Origin of the sequence: Pseudomonas saxonica, from assembly GCF_007858365.1 — a bacterium.
GTDB lineage: Bacteria > Pseudomonadota > Gammaproteobacteria > Pseudomonadales > Pseudomonadaceae > Aquipseudomonas > Aquipseudomonas saxonica.
This window is the reverse complement of the sequence record NZ_VFIO01000001.1, coordinates 1,225,363-1,242,555: the sequence shown is the minus strand read 5'-3', so window position 1 is coordinate 1,242,555 and position 17,193 is coordinate 1,225,363. Positions and strand designations below refer to the sequence as shown.

12 protein-coding genes are annotated in these 17,193 nt (G+C 58.1%); 7 read left to right on the top strand and 5 right to left on the bottom strand.

Going from position 1 to position 17,193, the window contains the following annotated elements:
• The first annotated feature begins 3 nt into the window (after positions 1-3).
• From FJD38_RS05740 to ampE, 3 genes are all read left to right on the top strand, one after another.
• Positions 4-1,449 (top strand): DUF1631 family protein, encoded by a 1,446-nt coding sequence (locus tag FJD38_RS05740; RefSeq protein ID WP_146384311.1) that lies wholly within the window; start codon positions 4-6, stop codon positions 1,447-1,449.
• An 82-nt stretch (positions 1,450-1,531) separates the two neighbouring features.
• A complete protein-coding gene (ampD, locus tag FJD38_RS05735; RefSeq protein WP_122785809.1) occupies positions 1,532-2,095 on the top strand; it encodes a 1,6-anhydro-N-acetylmuramyl-L-alanine amidase AmpD in 564 nt (187 codons plus the stop codon).
• The gene (ampE, locus tag FJD38_RS05730) at positions 2,092-2,928 is read left to right on the top strand and encodes a regulatory signaling modulator protein AmpE (protein ID WP_122785808.1); all 837 of its coding nucleotides are present in this window, start codon (positions 2,092-2,094) and stop codon (positions 2,926-2,928) included. The genes ampD and ampE overlap by 4 nt, the downstream gene beginning before the upstream one ends.
• 109 nt (positions 2,929-3,037) lie before the next feature.
• Here ampE and FJD38_RS05725 read toward each other — a convergent pair whose 3' ends face one another.
• Both FJD38_RS05725 and cra read right to left on the bottom strand, forming a co-directional pair.
• Positions 3,038-3,841 (bottom strand): TatD family hydrolase, encoded by an 804-nt coding sequence (locus FJD38_RS05725; protein WP_146384309.1) that lies wholly within the window; start codon positions 3,839-3,841, stop codon positions 3,038-3,040.
• A gap of 2 nt (positions 3,842-3,843) precedes the next feature.
• Positions 3,844-4,839: a catabolite repressor/activator gene (gene cra, locus FJD38_RS05720; RefSeq protein ID WP_146384307.1), complete on the bottom strand. Its 996-nt coding sequence runs from the start codon at positions 4,837-4,839 to the stop codon at positions 3,844-3,846.
• Between the two features lie 339 nt (positions 4,840-5,178).
• Here cra and ptsP point away from each other — a divergent pair, with 339 nt between their 5' ends.
• The 3 genes from ptsP to FJD38_RS05705 are packed head-to-tail and all read left to right on the top strand — an operon-like array spanning position 5,179 to position 10,729.
• Positions 5,179-8,040: a phosphoenolpyruvate--protein phosphotransferase gene (gene ptsP, locus FJD38_RS05715; protein ID WP_146384305.1), complete on the top strand. Its 2,862-nt coding sequence runs from the start codon at positions 5,179-5,181 to the stop codon at positions 8,038-8,040.
• Positions 8,040-8,981 carry a 1-phosphofructokinase gene (gene pfkB, locus FJD38_RS05710; RefSeq protein WP_122785804.1) on the top strand — a complete coding sequence of 314 codons (942 nt, stop codon included), beginning with the start codon at positions 8,040-8,042 and terminating at the stop codon, positions 8,979-8,981. The genes ptsP and pfkB overlap by 1 nt, the downstream gene beginning before the upstream one ends.
• An 11-nt stretch (positions 8,982-8,992) precedes the next feature.
• Positions 8,993-10,729, top strand: a complete 1,737-nt coding sequence (locus FJD38_RS05705) for a PTS fructose-like transporter subunit IIB (protein WP_146384303.1) — start codon at positions 8,993-8,995, stop codon at positions 10,727-10,729.
• 140 nt (positions 10,730-10,869) lie between these two features.
• Here FJD38_RS05705 and FJD38_RS05700 read toward each other — a convergent pair whose 3' ends face one another.
• From FJD38_RS05700 to FJD38_RS05690, 3 genes are all read right to left on the bottom strand, one after another.
• On the bottom strand, positions 10,870-11,166 hold the full coding sequence (locus FJD38_RS05700; RefSeq protein ID WP_341874103.1) for an endonuclease domain-containing protein: 297 nt from the start codon (positions 11,164-11,166) through the stop codon (positions 10,870-10,872).
• Between the two features lie 178 nt (positions 11,167-11,344).
• A complete protein-coding gene (locus tag FJD38_RS05695; protein WP_146384301.1) occupies positions 11,345-13,891 on the bottom strand; it encodes a PepSY domain-containing protein in 2,547 nt (848 codons plus the stop codon).
• Between the two features lie 89 nt (positions 13,892-13,980).
• Positions 13,981-16,293, bottom strand: coding sequence for a TonB-dependent receptor (locus FJD38_RS05690; protein ID WP_122785801.1), 2,313 nt, complete (start codon positions 16,291-16,293; stop codon positions 13,981-13,983).
• Positions 16,294-16,511: 218 nt separating this feature from the next.
• Here FJD38_RS05690 and FJD38_RS05685 point away from each other — a divergent pair, with 218 nt between their 5' ends.
• On the top strand, positions 16,512-17,192 hold the full coding sequence (locus FJD38_RS05685; RefSeq protein ID WP_146384299.1) for a Fe2+-dependent dioxygenase: 681 nt from the start codon (positions 16,512-16,514) through the stop codon (positions 17,190-17,192).
• Position 17,193: the final 1 nt, after the last annotated feature.

Sequence of the window (17,193 nt, the reverse complement as noted above, 5' to 3'; positions counted from 1 at the left end):
GGGATGCACAATGAAGGGAAAGGGGGAGGGCCACAATGGGCCTCAACGGAGTTGGCGACCCACTCGCCGCTCACCCGCTTGCCCGTGATCCTGTCACAAGTGCATGACAAAGCGGCACAGCAACTCAAGCAGCAGTTGCAGGTGCTGTTTGATAACGCGGATAAAGCCCTGTTCGAGATGGCCGACAAAGCCCGGAGCAATGTCGAGCAAAGTCTGTTTTTCGAGGCCATGCGCGACCTGCGGCTCAAACGAAAGAATATTGAACGTGGTTTTCTCAATCGCCTGTTTGATGCCTTTATCGCCCTGACCCAGCCCTCGGCCAATGAATCGACTTTATTGGGCAAGGGGCTCTCCCCGAATAGTTTTTCGCTGCTGGGCAATGATTTTGTCCGTGCCGAGGCCGTCAACTCGATGGTGTCGAAAGTGTTGAATCGTGATCATCTGGCTTTGTGCCATTTGAGTACGCGTTTCAACACCTTGAGTTGGGTGAAGCTGGATGAACAGAGCAACCCTCTGGGGCCGGCGATGCTGTGTGAGTATTTTCTTCAAGCTGAGCGCGACCAAGGTGTCGACATCAAAGTCAAACTGATCACGCTGCAGTTATTCGAACATTACCTGCTCAGGCATACCGGGCAGCTTTATGCCGATGCCAATCAGTTGTTGATCGCCACAGGGGTATTGCCCAATCTCTGCGCGATCACGTCGGATCACGCTCAGGAAGTTCCGGGTGCAGGGGAATACGCGAGCCAGTTGGTGGGCCAACTGTTCGAATACATCAGCGGTGATCGTAACCTCTCGCCGGCGCTCAAGAATCTTGTCGCTCAAGTGCAACTGCCCATCCTCAAGATTGCGCAAATGGACCAGAACTTTTTCAGTTCTGACAGGCACCCGGCGCGGCGCTTGCTCAATCTCGTGGCCCAGGCCGCGATCGGGTGGGACGCGAATCTTGATTGCGACAATGACCCGCTCCACGCGTGCATTGAGCAAGTCGTGCGGCAGTTGGCTGCTTATTCAGGGAGCACCCCTGACGCGCTGGAAACCGTACTGCACGATTTTCTGTTATTTACCAACGCCGAAAGAGAGCGCGTCGAAGCCCTTGAATTCGCCCTCATCGATGGCCTGTCAGCGCCTTCTCAGCAGGTGCCGGCAGAGCCCCTGGCCGAGTTGGAAGAGCAGGATCACTTGGGGTTGTTGCTGGTCAGTCAACTGCGCATTGGCAGTTGGGTCGAGATCAAGGACGGGCAGGGTATTCGCCAGCGTTGCAAGCTCATTGCGATTGTTGCCCCTGAACACCGGCATGTTTTTGTCAACCGAAGCGGTATTCAGGTGGTGGAACAATCCCGTGGGGAATTGATTGCACAGTTGCGCTGCGGTGCGATTGAGTTGATTGATGAGCGCCTGTTATTCGACCGGGCTCTGGCGTCCATGATCGACAGCCTGGCACATTAAAGCGACCACGGCAGATTGCTGCCCATCTGCAGGCACATCGCGGCATACTGCACCTTTGGTTTGAGTTGTCGAAGGAGGCTGTATGCTGCTGGACCCCGCTAGCGGTTGGTTTGAAGGCGTGTGCCATTGCCCGTCGCCCAACTTCAATGAGCGCCCTGATGGCGAAATCTCCTTGCTGGTTATCCACAACATCAGCTTGCCGCCCGGCCAGTTTGCCACCGGAAAGGTTCAGGCGTTCTTTCAGAATCATTTGAATGCCACAGAGCATCCATTCTTCGAAAGCATCAGTGAATTGAAAGTCAGTGCGCATTTTCTGATTGAACGGGATGGCAAGATCACGCAGTTTGTTTCATGCCTTGATCGCGCATGGCATGCCGGTGTTTCAAGTTTTGAAGGTCGTGAGGTTTGCAACGACTTCTCGCTGGGCATCGAGCTTGAAGGCACCGATGAGTTACCGTTCACCGATGCTCAATACGACGCGTTGGTCGCTTTGACCTTGCAACTGCAAGGGGCTTATCCCGCCATTACCGTGCAACGGATATGTGGCCACAGTGACGTGGCCCCCGGGCGTAAAACTGACCCGGGCCCTGCGTTTGATTGGCAGCGCTATCGCGGCGCGTTGCAGCACACAGGAGAGATGCAATGAGTTTTGTGGTGTTACTGCTGGCGATCTTGATCGAAAAGTTTTCGAGTTTGCGCCAGCGTTTTCAGCGTGACGGGGGCTGGCTGCGAGAGTTGCACGCACTGGAAGCCAGCCCGAAGTTCGTGACCCGCCCCTGGCTGGTCTTAGCCATTCTGATTCTCTGCCCGGTGGCCTTGCTGGCCTTGTTGCTATGGGTGCTCGACCCTGTGGCTTATGGTCTGTTGGCGTTGCCAGTGCATGTGCTGGTGGTGATTTACAGTCTGGGCAGAGGCGATGTAGAGGCCGGGCTAGGGCCATTCCGAGATGCCTGGCGCCGCGGCGACTTGCAGGCCGGTGCTCATGTTGCTGAGCGTGACCTTGGTATCACCGCTGAAAATGGCGAGCAATTACTGGAAAAGGTGCAAAGCCATTTGCTGTGGCAGTCGTATCAGGGTTTTTTTGCGGTGATTTTTTGGTACTTCCTGCTGGGCCCCGTGGCTGCCTTGAGCTATCGCTTGTTGGCGCTGGCTGCCGAGCAAGGTAAAAACCCGGAGTTGGTCGAACGGGCGCAACAACTTCGCCATGCCTTTGACTGGGTGCCGGTACGGTTGCTGGCGGCAAGTTTTGCGTTGGTGGGCAATTTCGCGGCGGTGGGCCGGGTGATGTTGCATGAATTGTTGAATTGGCACATTAGCGCCGAGCAGTTGATCAACAAGGCCGGTTGTGCAGCGGCAGAAATCGCGGCACCGCAGGCGGGACCTGAGGGTATTGTGAGCCTGGACACGCTGTGGGCTTTGCTGCTGCGCGCGGCGTTGTTGTGGTATGCCGGTTTTGCGGTGTGGACGTTATTGCTCTAAACGTCAAAAGCCCCTCACCCTAACCCTCTCCCGGAGGGAGAGGGGACTTGATCGGTGTCGTTGCGCACATCTGCATTTGCTATTAGTCCCCTCTCCCTCTGGGAGAGGGTTAGGGTGAGGGTCGATCTTGTGTGCTCACCCAACCAAACACCTCACACGCATTCGCAGTCGTCACCTCAGCCAACTGCTCTTCACTGATACCCATCACCTGCGCCAGCGCCTGGCATATGGCCGGTAGATGCTGTGGGCTGTTGCGCTGGTTGGCAAACATGGCCGGCGCCATGTCCGGTGAGTCGGTTTCCAGCACAATGGCACTCAACGGCAAATCAGCAATCACTCTGCGCATCCGTAAAGCCTGGGGCCATGTCGCGGCACCTCCCAAGCCCAATTTAAAGCCCAGCTTTATATACTCGCGGGCCTCTTCCCGGCTGCCCGCAAAGGCATGAATAATCCCGCCGCGTTTGAGCCGAAAACGTTTGAGTGTCGCAATCACTTGCGCGTGGCTACGTCGAACATGCAGCAAGGCAGGAAGGTGGAAATCGACCGCCAATTGCAACTGCGCTTCAAATAGCCGTTGCTGAGCCCCACGGTCGAGTTCGGGGAGAAAGTAATCCAGGCCGATTTCACCCACGGCACACACCTGCGGATGCCCGGCCAGTCTACTCAGCCATTCGCCCAGTTCAGTCATATGTTCGGGCCGGTGCTGATTGAGGTACACCGGGTGCAAGCCAAACGCGGCAAACAGATGACTGTCTGTTTGCACCAGGTCCCATAGCCGCTGCCAATTTTCTTGATAGACCCCCAGCACCACCATTTGCTCGACACCCAATGCCCGACTCCGGCTCAGCACTTGAGCGCGATCCGCATCGAAGTCCGGGAAGTCGAGATGAGTATGGCTGTCGATCAAATGCATGGTCAGGCCTGATGAATGCGCTGTTTGAACACTCGGGCAATGGCGTGGATGCCGGGTTCATAGCGTTGATCTTCAATGGCCGCCAAGGCAAGGTCCAGTGCCTTTTCAGCAATTTTTTGATGCTGCTGGCCCATGGCATTTACAGGCAATGGCAGGAAGTACAGTAACTGAGTGTCACCAAAGGTGGCCAGACGTAACGGCGGTTTCTGTTCTGGATGCTCCAGCAGCGCATCGAACATCCCTTGCAGCAACACGTACGAAGTGGTCACCAGTGCATCGGGGAAATGCCCGAGGCGCTCCAGTAACTCGTCGATAATGCGTCGGCCACACTCTCGGCTAAAGGCGCTGCCGTGCTCAATCAGGATGTCGCCTTCAAAGTGCTCCAGGGCTTTTTTGAAGCCCGCCGCCCGCGCCTGACTGACGCTCAGCTCGGGGCGAGCGCCGATCAAAACGATCTGTCGCGGCATGGGTTGTAACAGGCTGCGGGTCAATTGCAGACTGGCTTCGCAGTCATCGCTGATCACCGAGCTAAAACGCGTCGGGTCCAGTGTCCGGTCAATTGCAATAATCGGTATGCCCAGCTCTTGCAGTGTGCGGTAGCTGTCATCCTCGGCGGGCAAGCAACTGGCGACGAACAGGGCATCGCAACGGCGGGCACGAAACAATTTGAGCAACTGACGCTCGCTGTCGGGTGCATCATCGGAGCTGGCGATCAATAACTGATAGCCACGGGCACGGGCACCTTTTTCCAGTTGCTTGGCGATGCGCGCATAACTCGGGTTTTCAAGGTCGGGAAGGATAAACCCCAGTGTGCGTGTGTGCCGGCTGCGCAGCCCGGCCGCTTGCGGGTTGGGGGTGAAACCGTGCTCTTCAACCACCGCTCGCACGCGTTCGACCGTGGCGCTGCTGATGCGCTGCTGCTCGGCCTTGCCGTTGATGACGTAGCTGGCCGTGGTGACGGATACACCTGCCAGTTGAGCTATATCACTGAGCTTCACGCCGAAAATTCCTTATTTTTTGTAGTACATATCAACATTTTCGCCAATCCTACCCGATTGTGGCAGTCGATCATCGTCTGCCTTGTGCTCACGGTATTTTTTTGTGTCAGTACCAACACAGGCTCGAACAATGCGACAGGTTGGGCTTCAAGCGCGGGCAATTATGCAGTAACGTGCCGTGCAGTCAGGGTTAAACGTTTCAGCAGGCGTGTTTAATAGGTTTTTCCGCACGTGATGTGCTTGCCACACATCGGCCCAAAGCGGTCTGGTGCTAACAACCTAAGCTGACCTCATTCAAAACAATACCTGGCGCCACAGAGTGCCGGAAAAGGAGAACGCATGCTCGAACTCACCATAGAGCAGATTTCCATGGGCCAAACGGCTGTGGATAAGTCTGCGGCGCTGCAATTACTCGCGGATAAGCTGGTCGCCGATGGGTTGGTGGCTGAAGGTTATCTTCAGGGCTTGCAAGCGCGTGAGGCTCAAGGTTCGACCTTTTTGGGCCAAGGTATTGCCATTCCCCACGGCACTCCGGACACCCGTGAGCTGGTGTATGCCACCGGCGTGCGTTTATTGCAGTTTCCTGAGGGGGTGGATTGGGGCGATGGCCAAATCGTCTATCTGGCGATTGGCATTGCCGCCAAATCCGACGAGCATTTGCGCTTGTTGCAATTGCTCACTCGTGCCCTTGGCGAGACCGATCTGGGCCAGGCATTGCGCCGTGCCAGCACACCTGAAGCCTTACTCAAGCTGCTTCAGGGCGCCCCGCAGGAATTGGCGCTGGACGCGCAGATGATTGGCCTGGGGGTCTCGGCGGATGACTTTGAAGAGCTGGTGTGGCGCGGCGCACGCTTGCTGCGACAAGCCGACTGCGTCAGCAATGGCTTTGCCGCCGTGCTGCAACAAGTTGAAGCCCTGCCGCTGGGCGACGGTCTGTGGTGGCTGCACAGCGAGCAAACCGTCAAGCGCCCGGGGCTGGCGTTTGTCACTCCCGACAAGCCGATCCGGTATTTGGGCCAGCCCTTGAGCGGGTTGTTTTGCCTGGCCAGTCTGGGCGAAGCGCATCAAGCCCTGCTCGAACGTTTGTGTGCGCTGCTGATTGAAGGCCGGGGCCATGAACTGGGCCGTGCCACCAGCCGTCGCGCAGTGCTCGAGGTGCTGGGCGGCGAGTTGCCGGCAGATTGGCCGAGCGCCCGCATCACGTTGCCCAATGCCCACGGCCTGCACGCGCGCCCGGCCAAGATTCTCGCGCAACTGGCGAAAAGTTTTGATGGCGACATCCGCGTGCGAGTTGTCGAGGGGCAAGACTCTGCGGTATCCGCCAAAAGCCTGAGCAAACTTCTGAGCCTAGGCGCCCGTCGCGGTCAGGTACTGGAATTTGTGGCTGAACCGAGTATTGCCGACGATGCACTGCCAGCGATCCTGGCCGCCATTGAAGAAGGCCTTGGCGAAGAAGTAGAGCCATTGCCAATCGAAACCGAAGCACCGTCCGTGGTGGCGGACATTGCCGCAGTGCTCACGGCACCGGCCGCTGGCACCGTGATTCAGGCCATTGCGGCGGCACCTGGTATCGCCGTCGGCCCGGCGCATATTCACGTCCTGCCAATTCTGGATTACCCGCTGCGGGGCGAGTCATCCGTGGTTGAGCGCGAGCGCCTGCAAAAAGCCCTGGCGGATGTGCGGCAAGACATTGACGGGCTGATTCAACGCAGCCAGTCCAAAGCCATTCGCGAGATTTTCATTACTCATCAGGAAATGCTCGACGACCCCGAGCTCACCGACGAAGTCGACACACGCCTCAAGCAAGGCGAAAGCGCGGAAGCGGCATGGATGTCGGTTATTGAAGCGGCCGCGCTCAAGCAAGAGTCATTGAAGGATGCGCTGTTGGCCGAGCGGGCCGCCGATCTGCGCGACATCGGTCGTCGTGTGCTGGCGCAGTTGTGTGGTATCGAAACCCCTGCTGAACCCGATCAGCCGTATGTGCTGGTGATGGACGAAGTCGGCCCCTCGGACGTGGCGCGCCTTGATCCGACGCGGGTTGCAGGGATTTTGACCGCCCGTGGCGGTGCGACCGCACACAGTGCCATTGTGGCCCGTGCACTGGGCATTCCGGCGTTGGTCGGGGCGGGCGACAGCGTATTGCTGCTGGCCCCGGGCACGCCGTTGTTGATCGACGGACAGCGCGGCCGCTTGCATGTGGCCCCTGGTGCCGATGCCCTGCAGCGCGCCACGCAGGAACGCGACAGTCGCGACCAACGTTTACTGGCCGCCGCCGAGCGCCGTCATGAACCTGCTGTCACCCAGGATGGGCATGCGGTTGAGGTGTTTGCCAATATCGGTGAGAGCAAAGGTGTTGCCAGCGCGGTGGAGCAGGGGGCAGAAGGCATTGGCCTGTTGCGTACCGAACTGATTTTCATGGCTCACTCCCAAGTGCCCGACGAAGCCACGCAGGAAGCCGAATACCGACGCGTACTGGATGGGCTTGATGGTCGCCCTTTGGTCGTGCGCACGTTGGATGTGGGCGGTGACAAACCCTTGTCCTACTGGCCCATCGAGAAAGAAGAAAACCCGTTTTTGGGCGTGCGCGGCATTCGTCTGACGCTGCAACGTCCACAAATAATGGAAAGCCAGTTGCGTGCCCTGTTGCGCTCCGCGGATAACCGTCCGCTGCGCATCATGTTCCCGATGGTGGGTAGCGTGGCCGAATGGCGCGCCGCGAGGGACATGACCGAGCGTCTGCGTGTGGAAATACCGGTTGCTGATTTGCAGCTGGGCATCATGGTCGAAGTACCCTCGGCGGCCTTGCTGGCGCCGGTATTGGCCAAGGAAGTCGACTTCTTCAGCGTCGGTACTAACGATTTGACCCAGTACACCTTGGCCATCGACCGGGGGCATCCGACCTTGTCGGCGCAGGCGGATGGTTTGCATCCTGCCGTGTTGCAACTGATCGACATCACCGTCCGTGCGGCCCATGCCCATGGCAAATGGGTGGGGGTATGCGGCGAACTGGCGGCCGACCCTCTGGCGGTGCCGGTGTTGGTTGGGCTTGGCGTTGATGAGTTGAGCGTGTCGGCGCGCAGCATTCCTGAGGTTAAGGCTCGAGTACGTGAATTGTCGATGGAACGCCTTAAAACCTTGGCCGCTGACGCGTTGAGCGTGGGCAGCCCGGATGAAGTTCGTGCCTTGGTGGAAGCGCTCTAATGGCCAGAATACTGTGTATCACCCTGAACCCCGCATTGGACGTGACCGTGCGCATGCCGCACTTGGTGCCCGGCGAGGTCAACCGCTGCCAGCCTTTAATCACCCATGCCGCCGGTAAAGGCGTGAATGTGGCCCAAGTGCTGGCTGATTTAGGCCACACCGTGACCGTCAGTGGTTTTCTGGGTGAACAGAATCCGCATGCGTTTGAAGCACTGTTTGCCCGCAGAGGGTTCGCCGATGCGTTTATCCGCGTACCGGGCGAAACCCGCAGCAACATCAAACTGGCGGAAGACGATGGCCGCGTGACCGACCTTAACGGGCCGGGGCCGCAGGTCAGTGAACTGGCCCAGCAAGCGTTGCTCGACAAACTGGATCAGATTGCCAGTGCTCACGACGCGGTCGTTGTCGCAGGCAGCTTGCCCTGCGGCGTCAGTGCGCAGTGGTTACGAGCGTTACTGCTGCGCCTTAAAGCGATGGGGTTGAAAGTGGTATTGGACAGCAGTGGCGAGGCGTTGAAAGAAGGCCTGAGTGCCGGTCCTTGGCTGGTCAAGCCCAATACCGAAGAGTTGGGCGGCGCGCTGGCCTGTGCAGTGGACAGTCTGGCCGCCCAAGTAGGCGCTGCGACTCAATTACTCGCTCAGGGCATCGAGCATGTAGTGATTTCTGACGGTGCGCAGGGGGTTAACTGGTTCAGTCGCCATGTGGCCCTGCAGGCAGTGCCGCCCAAGGTTCGTGTGGCCAGCACTGTGGGCGCGGGTGACTCGCTGCTGGCGGGCATGCTGCATGGCTTGATCAGTGGTCACAGCCCCGAACAGACCTTGCGCACGGCCACCGCGATTGCGGCGATGGCGGTTACCCAGATTGGATTTGGTATCAGCGATGCGGTGCAGTTAGCGCTGCTCGAAAGCCGCGTAAACGTGCGCCACCTGACAAAAGAATAAGAGGAATACCCATGAAATTAGCCATAGTGACGGGCTGCCCCAACGGCATGGTGACCAGTGTGCTGTGTGCTCGCCTGCTGGATGCAGCGGCGCAGCGTCAGGGCTGGAGCACCAGCGTTGAAGTGCATGATCCCAAACACCCTGAGCGCCAACTGTCGAAAGCGACACTCGACGAGGCCGAATGGGTGCTGGTGGTGAGCAGCACGCCATTGGACATGCAGCGGTTTATCGGCAAGCGAGTGTTTCAGAGCACTCCGGCCCAGGCTCTGCAAGATGTAGAGGCGGTGTTGCAGCGTGGGGTGAAAGAAGCCCAAGTGTACGTCGCGCCTGCGCAGGCTGTTGAGACTGAAAAACCGCAGAGCACGCCTAAAATTGTGGCAGTCACGGCATGCCCGACGGGGGTAGCGCACACCTTCATGGCCGCCGAAGCCTTGCAGCAGGCGGCCAAGCGCTTGGGGTACGACTTGCAGGTCGAAACCCAGGGTTCTGTAGGGGCTCGTAATCCCTTGAGCGAGCAGGCCATCCGCGACGCCGATGTGGTGCTGTTGGCCGCCGACATTGAAGTACCTACAGAGCGTTTCGCCGGTAAGAAGATTTACCGTTGTGGCACGGGCATTGCGCTGAAGCAGGCTGAAGCAACGCTTAACAAAGCGCTGAGCGAAGGTCAGCAGGAGAGCGCTGCTGCGGGTGGCGGAGCCCCGGCCAAGCAAGAGAAAACCGGCGTCTACAAACACCTGCTGACGGGTGTGTCGTTTATGTTGCCGATGGTGGTAGCGGGCGGTTTGTTGATTGCACTGTCTTTTGTGTTCGGCATCGAGGCCTATAAAGAGCCGGGTACGTTGGCGGCGGCGCTGATGCAAATCGGCGGAGATGCTGCGTTCAAGCTGATGGTGCCGTTGCTGGCGGGTTATATCGCCTATTCGATTGCCGACCGTCCGGGTCTGGCCCCGGGGATGATAGGTGGCTTGTTGGCGAGCACCTTGGGCGCCGGCTTTATCGGCGGGATCATTGCCGGTTTTGTCGCGGGGTACTGTGCCAAAGCGATCAATCGCTATGCGACGTTGCCGCAGAGTCTTGAGGCGCTCAAGCCGATTTTGATCATCCCGTTGTTTGCCAGTCTGTTCACCGGGTTAGTGATGATCTACGTGGTGGGCAAGCCTGTGGCCGGGATGCTGGAAGGCTTGACTCACTTCCTGGACAGCATGGGCACCACGAACGCAATTTTGCTGGGTGTGCTGCTGGGCGGCATGATGTGTGTTGACCTTGGCGGGCCGATCAACAAGGCGGCGTATGCGTTTTCGGTTGGGCTGCTGGCGTCGCAAAGCTACGCGCCGATGGCGGCGACGATGGCGGCGGGCATGGTGCCGCCGATCGGCTTGGGGATTGCGACTTTCATAGCGCGCCGCAAGTTTGCCCAGACCGAGCGCGAGGCGGGCAAGGCTGCTCTGGTGCTGGGGTTGTGTTTTATTTCTGAGGGGGCCATTCCCTTTGCGGCCAAAGATCCGCTGCGGGTGATACCAGCGAGTATCTTGGGCGGGGCGTTGACGGGTGCGTTGTCGATGTACTTCGGCTGCAAACTGATGGCGCCGCATGGTGGTTTGTTTGTGCTGTTGATTCCGAACGCGATTAACCATGCGTTGTTGTATTTGCTGGCGATCGTAGCGGGCAGCGTGGTGACGGCTGTGGTGTATGCGGTGATCAAACGGCCGGAGCCGGTGGAGATTGCGCTGGAAACGGCGAAGGCGTGATACCGCTGACCCTCACCCCAACCCTCTCCCAAAGGGAGAGGGGGCTGATTTGTGGTGTTTGGTCTGTCTGCTTTTGGCTTTAATCCCCCTCTCGCCGCGAGAAGGCTTTGCCTTTAATCCCCTCTCCCTCTGGGAGAGGGTTAGGGTGAGGGGCTTTTGATTTTTCGGTGCGCTGTACGCCATATCTCTTGCAATACACCTTCGGTTTCCACCAATACCTGCCGGTTATCAAACCGCAGCACTTCAATTCCCAAGCTATTCAAATACTCGCTTCGACGCCGGTCATCATCGCGCTGCTCAGGCGTGAAGTGCTGACTGCCATCCAGCTCAACAGCCAATTGCAGTTCAAGGCAGTAAAAGTCCAGTACATAAGGCGGGCAGGGATGTTGGCGTCTGAACTTCAAATCCAGTACTTGCCGGGCACGCAGTTTTGCCATATCAGTCGTTCACACTCGGTTTGATGAGTGCGTAATTGGCGGGCGAATTGATGGAGTGTTGGCATGCTTCACGTCCTTGTGAAGGTGGGTGCCTGATTGAGTGTAGTTGCCTGCCACACAATACTGTTTTTGCTTTAAGTCCCCTCTCCCTCCGGTAGAGGGAGAGGGTTAGGGAGACTCAATACACATCCCGACGATAACGGCCTTGCTCAATCAACACCTGCACCCCTTCAGCACCGAGTATCTCGATCAATACCTCATCCACACCCGTAGCCATGCCTTGCAGGCTGCCACAGATATAAATGGCGGCGCCTTCAGCGACCCAGCGTTTGACCTCTTCACCCGCGTCACGCAGTCGGTCCTGAACATAAATCTTGTCAGCCTGATCCCGCGAAAACGCCAGATCCAGCCGTTCAAGATCACCGCTGGCCAACCATCCCTCTAATTCCTCGCGGCAATAAAAGTCATGCGCCGCATTGCGCTCACCAAACACTAGCCAGTTGCGCTGCTCACCTGCAGCGATGCGTGCCTTGAGCAAACTGAGCAAACCAGCCAACCCAGTGCCATTACCCAGCAAAATCACCGGGCACGGTTCGCCTGGAAGATGAAAGCCACTGTTGCGGCGCAGGCGCAGGCTGATACTCGACCCTATCTCGGCATGCTCGGTCAGCCAGCCAGAACCCACCCCCAAACTACCATCGGCATGTCGTTCCTGACGCACGAGCAGTTGCAACAGACCGTCCTGGGGGATGGATGCGATGGAATACTCACGCATCGTCAGCGGGATCAGCGCATCGACCAGCGCTTGGGCATGCATGCCCACCAGGTGGCCACGGTTTTCAGGCAGTTGGCGACTGGCAAGCGCCTGAGCGAGTGTTTCATTCAGACCATCAAGGCGCACTTGCGCGTCGCACGCCAAGCCCAAGCCCTCCAGAAAATGCTCAACGGCCCAGCTCGACTGTCTTGGCATGACTTCCACCAGATCACCGGCTTGCCACGTGTAGCGGGCATCGGGTGCTCGCAACTGCAATTGGTAGACGCCCGATCCGCTGCTGTCAGGATTGAGTAACAGGCGTTGCTCAAGCGCCCAGTTGTCATACGCCGCTACCGGCCATTTACCTGTGGGGGCAACACCCGTCAGTTGCCCCAATTGCTGTTGCCAGTGCTGGAGCGCTTGCGGATCGCCGCTGTCGACCTGAACGGGAGTGAACAACGATTGCGCGCCACGTTCGCTCAACCAGTGGGCAATGCGAGTCGCAAAGCCACAGAAATGCGGGTATTGACGATCGCCCAGCGCCAGCACTGAATACTTGAGCGTTTCCAGCCCCAAGGGCTGGCCGAGGATTTTGCGTTCAAAGCCCCGTGCGCTGTCGGGCGCTTCGCCGTCACCAAAGGTGCTGACCACGAACAACGCATTGCTCGCTTGTTGCAGGTCTTGCTTGCTGACCGAACTCAACGGCTCGACCCGCACCGGCAAACCGGCCGCTTGTAATTGCCCGGCAGTCTGCCACGCCAGTTGCTCAGCAAAGCCGCTTTGGCTGGCGAAACCGATCAACCATGAAGGCGTATCGGTGTTAGCCGCCCCAACGCCCTGACGCGCCTGCTTGATCTGGCGCTTTTTGCGTCGACGGTCCAGGTACAGCAGCCAACCCGTAATAAAGAACAAAGGCATGGTCAGGCTGGCAACAGTGACCAGAATACGTCCGGGCAAACCCCAGTAACTTCCGGTGTGCAGGGCGTAAATACTGGAGAGCAATTGCGCTTTGTACGTCTTGTCGTCATAGCGCTCGACCTTCTTGACCACTCCCGTGGCTGGATCGAGCACGATCTGGTTGAAGGCGCGCTCATGGGGCGACGTTTTCAAAAGATAGAAGACCGTCGCAGGCTGACCGGCCACGGGCGGCATACGCACGTTGTACATGCTCAGATCGGGGCCGGCGGCTTTCTGAATGCTGGCCCACATTGCGTCGTAATCGGCGACGGGTGCAGGGCCGGAAGGCCCGCCCTGACCGCGAGGGCCACGACCGCCACCTTGGCGTTGTTCACCAGCGGGGGCGTCTGACAGCAGTTTTTGCAGGCCCTTGTTGTACCATTCGTACGACCACGACAGGCCGGTCAAAGCGGCCAACAAGTAAAAGACCATGCACCAAGTGCCCGCCACTGCGTGCAAGTCCCAGTTGAAACTGCGACCTTTCTTGGCCCAGTCCAGCGTTAACCAGGTGCGCCAGTTCAAGGCTTTGCGCGGCCAGCGCAGGTACAGCCCCGACAGACAGAAGAACACCAGCATCAAGGTGCAGGCGCCTGTGATCTGGCGACCCGTCTGGCCAATGGCCAAAAAGCGGTGCAGTTGCAGCATCAGGTCGAAAAAGCCTTGGCCGGTGGCGCTGCCCTGATAGTTGCCGGTGTACGGATCGACATAACGCAGTTCGCCGCGACGTTGCCCCGGTGGAGGGGTGAGAAAGATCCGCGCAACGCTGTCGCTGTCCACACCGACCCACAGCATGGAGACGGGTTTGCCTTCAATGGCTTCGACTTTGCGCACCAACTCGGCAGGGGGCAATACGCCGCTTTCGCGTTTTTCGACCTTAAGCACCGAAGGATTGAGCAGGTTCAGTAACTCGTCCTGAAACGATACGGTGGCGCCGGTAATGCCCATCAGGGCCAGGATCAACCCTGCGGTTATCCCGAAAAACCAGTGCAACTGAAACAGGATTTTCTTAAACACGACGACCGCCTTGCTCGCTCAATGGGTGGGGCTTTCACACAAAAGCCCCGGCCATTGAATGGGCGGGGCTTGTTCAGCGCTAAACCGGTTTAGAAGTGGACGCTGGTGGTCAACAAGGCTGTACGGCCCGCCGCCTGGTTGGCGAAGTGGGTCGAGAACGCTTTGTCGTAGTAGGTCTTGTCTGTCAGGTTTTGCACGTTCAGTTGCAGGTCGATATTTTTGGTCAGCTTGTAGCTGGCCATGGCATCGAAGCGGGTGTAAGCCGGTACATAGGTGGAGTTAGCCACGTTACCAAACACTTCATCCACGTAGAACGCACCGCCACCTACGGTCAGCTTTGGCGTAATGGCATACGTTGTCCACAGGCTGGCGCTGTTTTTCGGGGTGTTAGGCAGTTGGTTGCCATCCGTGGCCTTGTTCAACGGGCCGCCATCTTTCTGTTTGCCGTCCAGGTAGGTGTAACCGGCGAACACTTGCCATTTGTCGGTGATCTTCCCGGAAGCCGACAGTTCAACACCGTCGACGCGGGTTTTACCGGCGTTTTCGTAGGTGTCAGCGTCGGTCTGAACGCGGGTGTTTTCTTTCTCGGTGCGGAAAATGGCAGCCGTCAGAGACAGGCGGTCATTGAACACATCCCACTTGGTACCGATCTCGTAGTTGGTGGTTTCTTCCGGCTCCATGTCGCTGGCCAGCAGCTTGCCAGTGCGATCCGGTGTGCCGCCCAAGGCGTTGCCTTCCATACCTTCACCGAGCATCGAGCCGGGCGGTGTCGCCGAGGTGGCGTAAGACACATAGATGCTGCCGTTAGGCCGCACTTTCCACACCAGACCCAGTTGGCCGGAGAAGAAATCGCTGGTGTCATCGCCTTTATACGTCGTGGCGCCATCAGCGGTGTACGACTTGTACTTGGTTTCAAAGTGGTCGTAACGCAGGCCCATGTTCAGCAGCCATTCCGGCGACAGTTCCAACGTGTCCATCGCGTAAATGGCGCGTGTGGTGCTGGATGTATCAGTGCCTGCGTAGTTGCGTGCGATGGCGCCGTTCCATGGGTCATTCGGGTTCGGGTTGCCCAGCGAGGTGCAGTTAAAGCCGCTGGTTGAGCCAATCATGCTCGGCGTACAGTTTGTGCTGGCAGTGCCAGGGCTGCCCGGTGTGGTATCGGTGTTCACCGTGTATGACGACTTGCTGCTGGTCTCACGGCTCAGTTCGATACCGGTCGAGTAGCTGTTTTTAAAGCCGCCGATGTACACGTCACCAAACAGGTCAGTCTGGTTGGTGGTGGTGGCCGTGTTGCTGACGCGAGTGTTGGCCCGGCGCCATACGCTGCCGTTGTTCACGTTGCCTTTACTGTCATCGGGCTGGGTCAGGATGTAATCCTGCATGCTGTTGCCGTGGCGCAAGGTGTTCTTGATGTGCAGGTCTTCGGTGAAGTCGTGCTCAAACGCCAGCGTGGTGATGTCGGTGCGGGTTTTACGGAAGTCGCGGTCTTTCAGGCCGTAGAAATTGCTGCTGTCGCCGCCGTTATTCGGGCGGTCGGGGCTGGCGGCGGTGTGGGTTTTACCCACCGAATAACCATAAGGAATGCCCGAGTCCGGCAGGTCGTTGCTTTCCATGTGGTAGTAATCAATGTTGACGCGGGTATCTGTACCCAGGCCGAACGCCAGCGAGGGTGCAATACCCCAACGGTCGTAGTTGACGCTGTCACGACCGGCCACATTGCTTTCGTGGCTCATCAGGTTCAATCGACCTGCAACGGTGTCACTGAACTGATAGTTACCGTCCAGCGTGTAGCGTTGGGTCTGGTCAGAACCCCAGGTGTAACCGCCATCAAAGGAGTTACCCAAGTGGGCCTTTTTGCTGACCATGTTGATTGTGCCGCCCGCTGCGCCACGACCGCCGAAGGCCGAGTTCGGGCCCTTGGCAACTTCAATGGATTCAACTGCGAAAATTTCGCGGCTCTGTGCGCCAGTGTCGCGCACACCGTCCAGGTAGGTATCACCCTGCGCGTCAAAACCACGGATGAAAGGTCGGTCGCCCTGCGGGTTGCCGCCTTCGCCAGCACCGAAGGTCACGCCCGGCACGGTGCGCAGCGCATCTTGCAGGGAGGTGGCCGCGGTGTCTTTGATCAGTTGCTGCGGGATGATGGTGATTGAGCGGGGGGTATCGATCAGGGGTGCGGTGTACTTAGGCGAGTCGGCCTTTTCAATCTGGTAAGACTGTTCAGTCTGCTCGCCCGAAACCGTGGTCGCGCCAAGGGAAAGGGTATTGCCCTGCGCCTTGCTGTCAGTGCTTTCAGCGGCTTGAGCCATGTGCGCAGCCGAGGTCGCAGTAATCGCAACACCGATGGCCGAAGCCAGTAAACGCGGTGAGCTGACAGGTATTTTTATAAGTTGGCGCGACATGTGAAGATCCCTTCCCCCAGAATTTGAGCCGCGAAATATAGTGCAAACAATTACTCCTATCAATTGAGAGCAATTACTATTAGCGCTAAATTTACAATCTTTACAATTTGGCTTTACGGTTTTTTCACACTCGTTCGTCTATGTAGCCCTTAACAGGGTTTTACACAATCAATAAGAATCAATACCATTGCCATCCCTTTGCTATCAGGTATTGCGCCATGCTGCTGCACATTCCCGGCTTGTTCTCCCGTGAAGAAGTACAGCGCATTCGCGAGGCGCTGGAGCAGACGGAGTGGGCTGACGGTAAAATCACCGCCGGCTTCCAGTCGGCCAAAGCCAAGCACAATCTGCAACTGCCTGAAGGCCATCCGCTCGCCAAGGAAATCGGCGCGGCGATGATTGATCGGCTGTGGCAAAACCCGCAATTCATGTCAGCAGCCTTGCCGCATAAGGTGTTCCCGCCTTTGGTCAATTGCTACACCGGCGGCGGCAGCTTCGACTTCCATATCGACAATGCTGTGCGTCAGCCCAAAGGCAGCCCGGAGCGTGTGCGCACTGATTTGTCGGCCACCCTGTTTTTCAGCAACCCCGAGGACTATGACGGCGGTGAGCTGGTGATTCAGGACACCTACGGTGTGCAGCAGGTCAAGTTGCCCGCGGGCGATATGGTGCTGTACCCCGGTACCAGTTTGCATAAGGTCAATGCCGTCACCCGTGGTACCCGCTTTGCGTCGTTTTTCTGGACCCAAAGCCTGGTACGCGAAGACAGCCAGCGCACATTGTTGTACGAGATGGACGGGGCAATTCAGCAACTGACACGCGACGTGCCGGATCACCCCTCGCTGATCCAGCTCACCGGCACCTATCACAACCTGTTGCGTCGCTGGGTCGAGGTCTAAG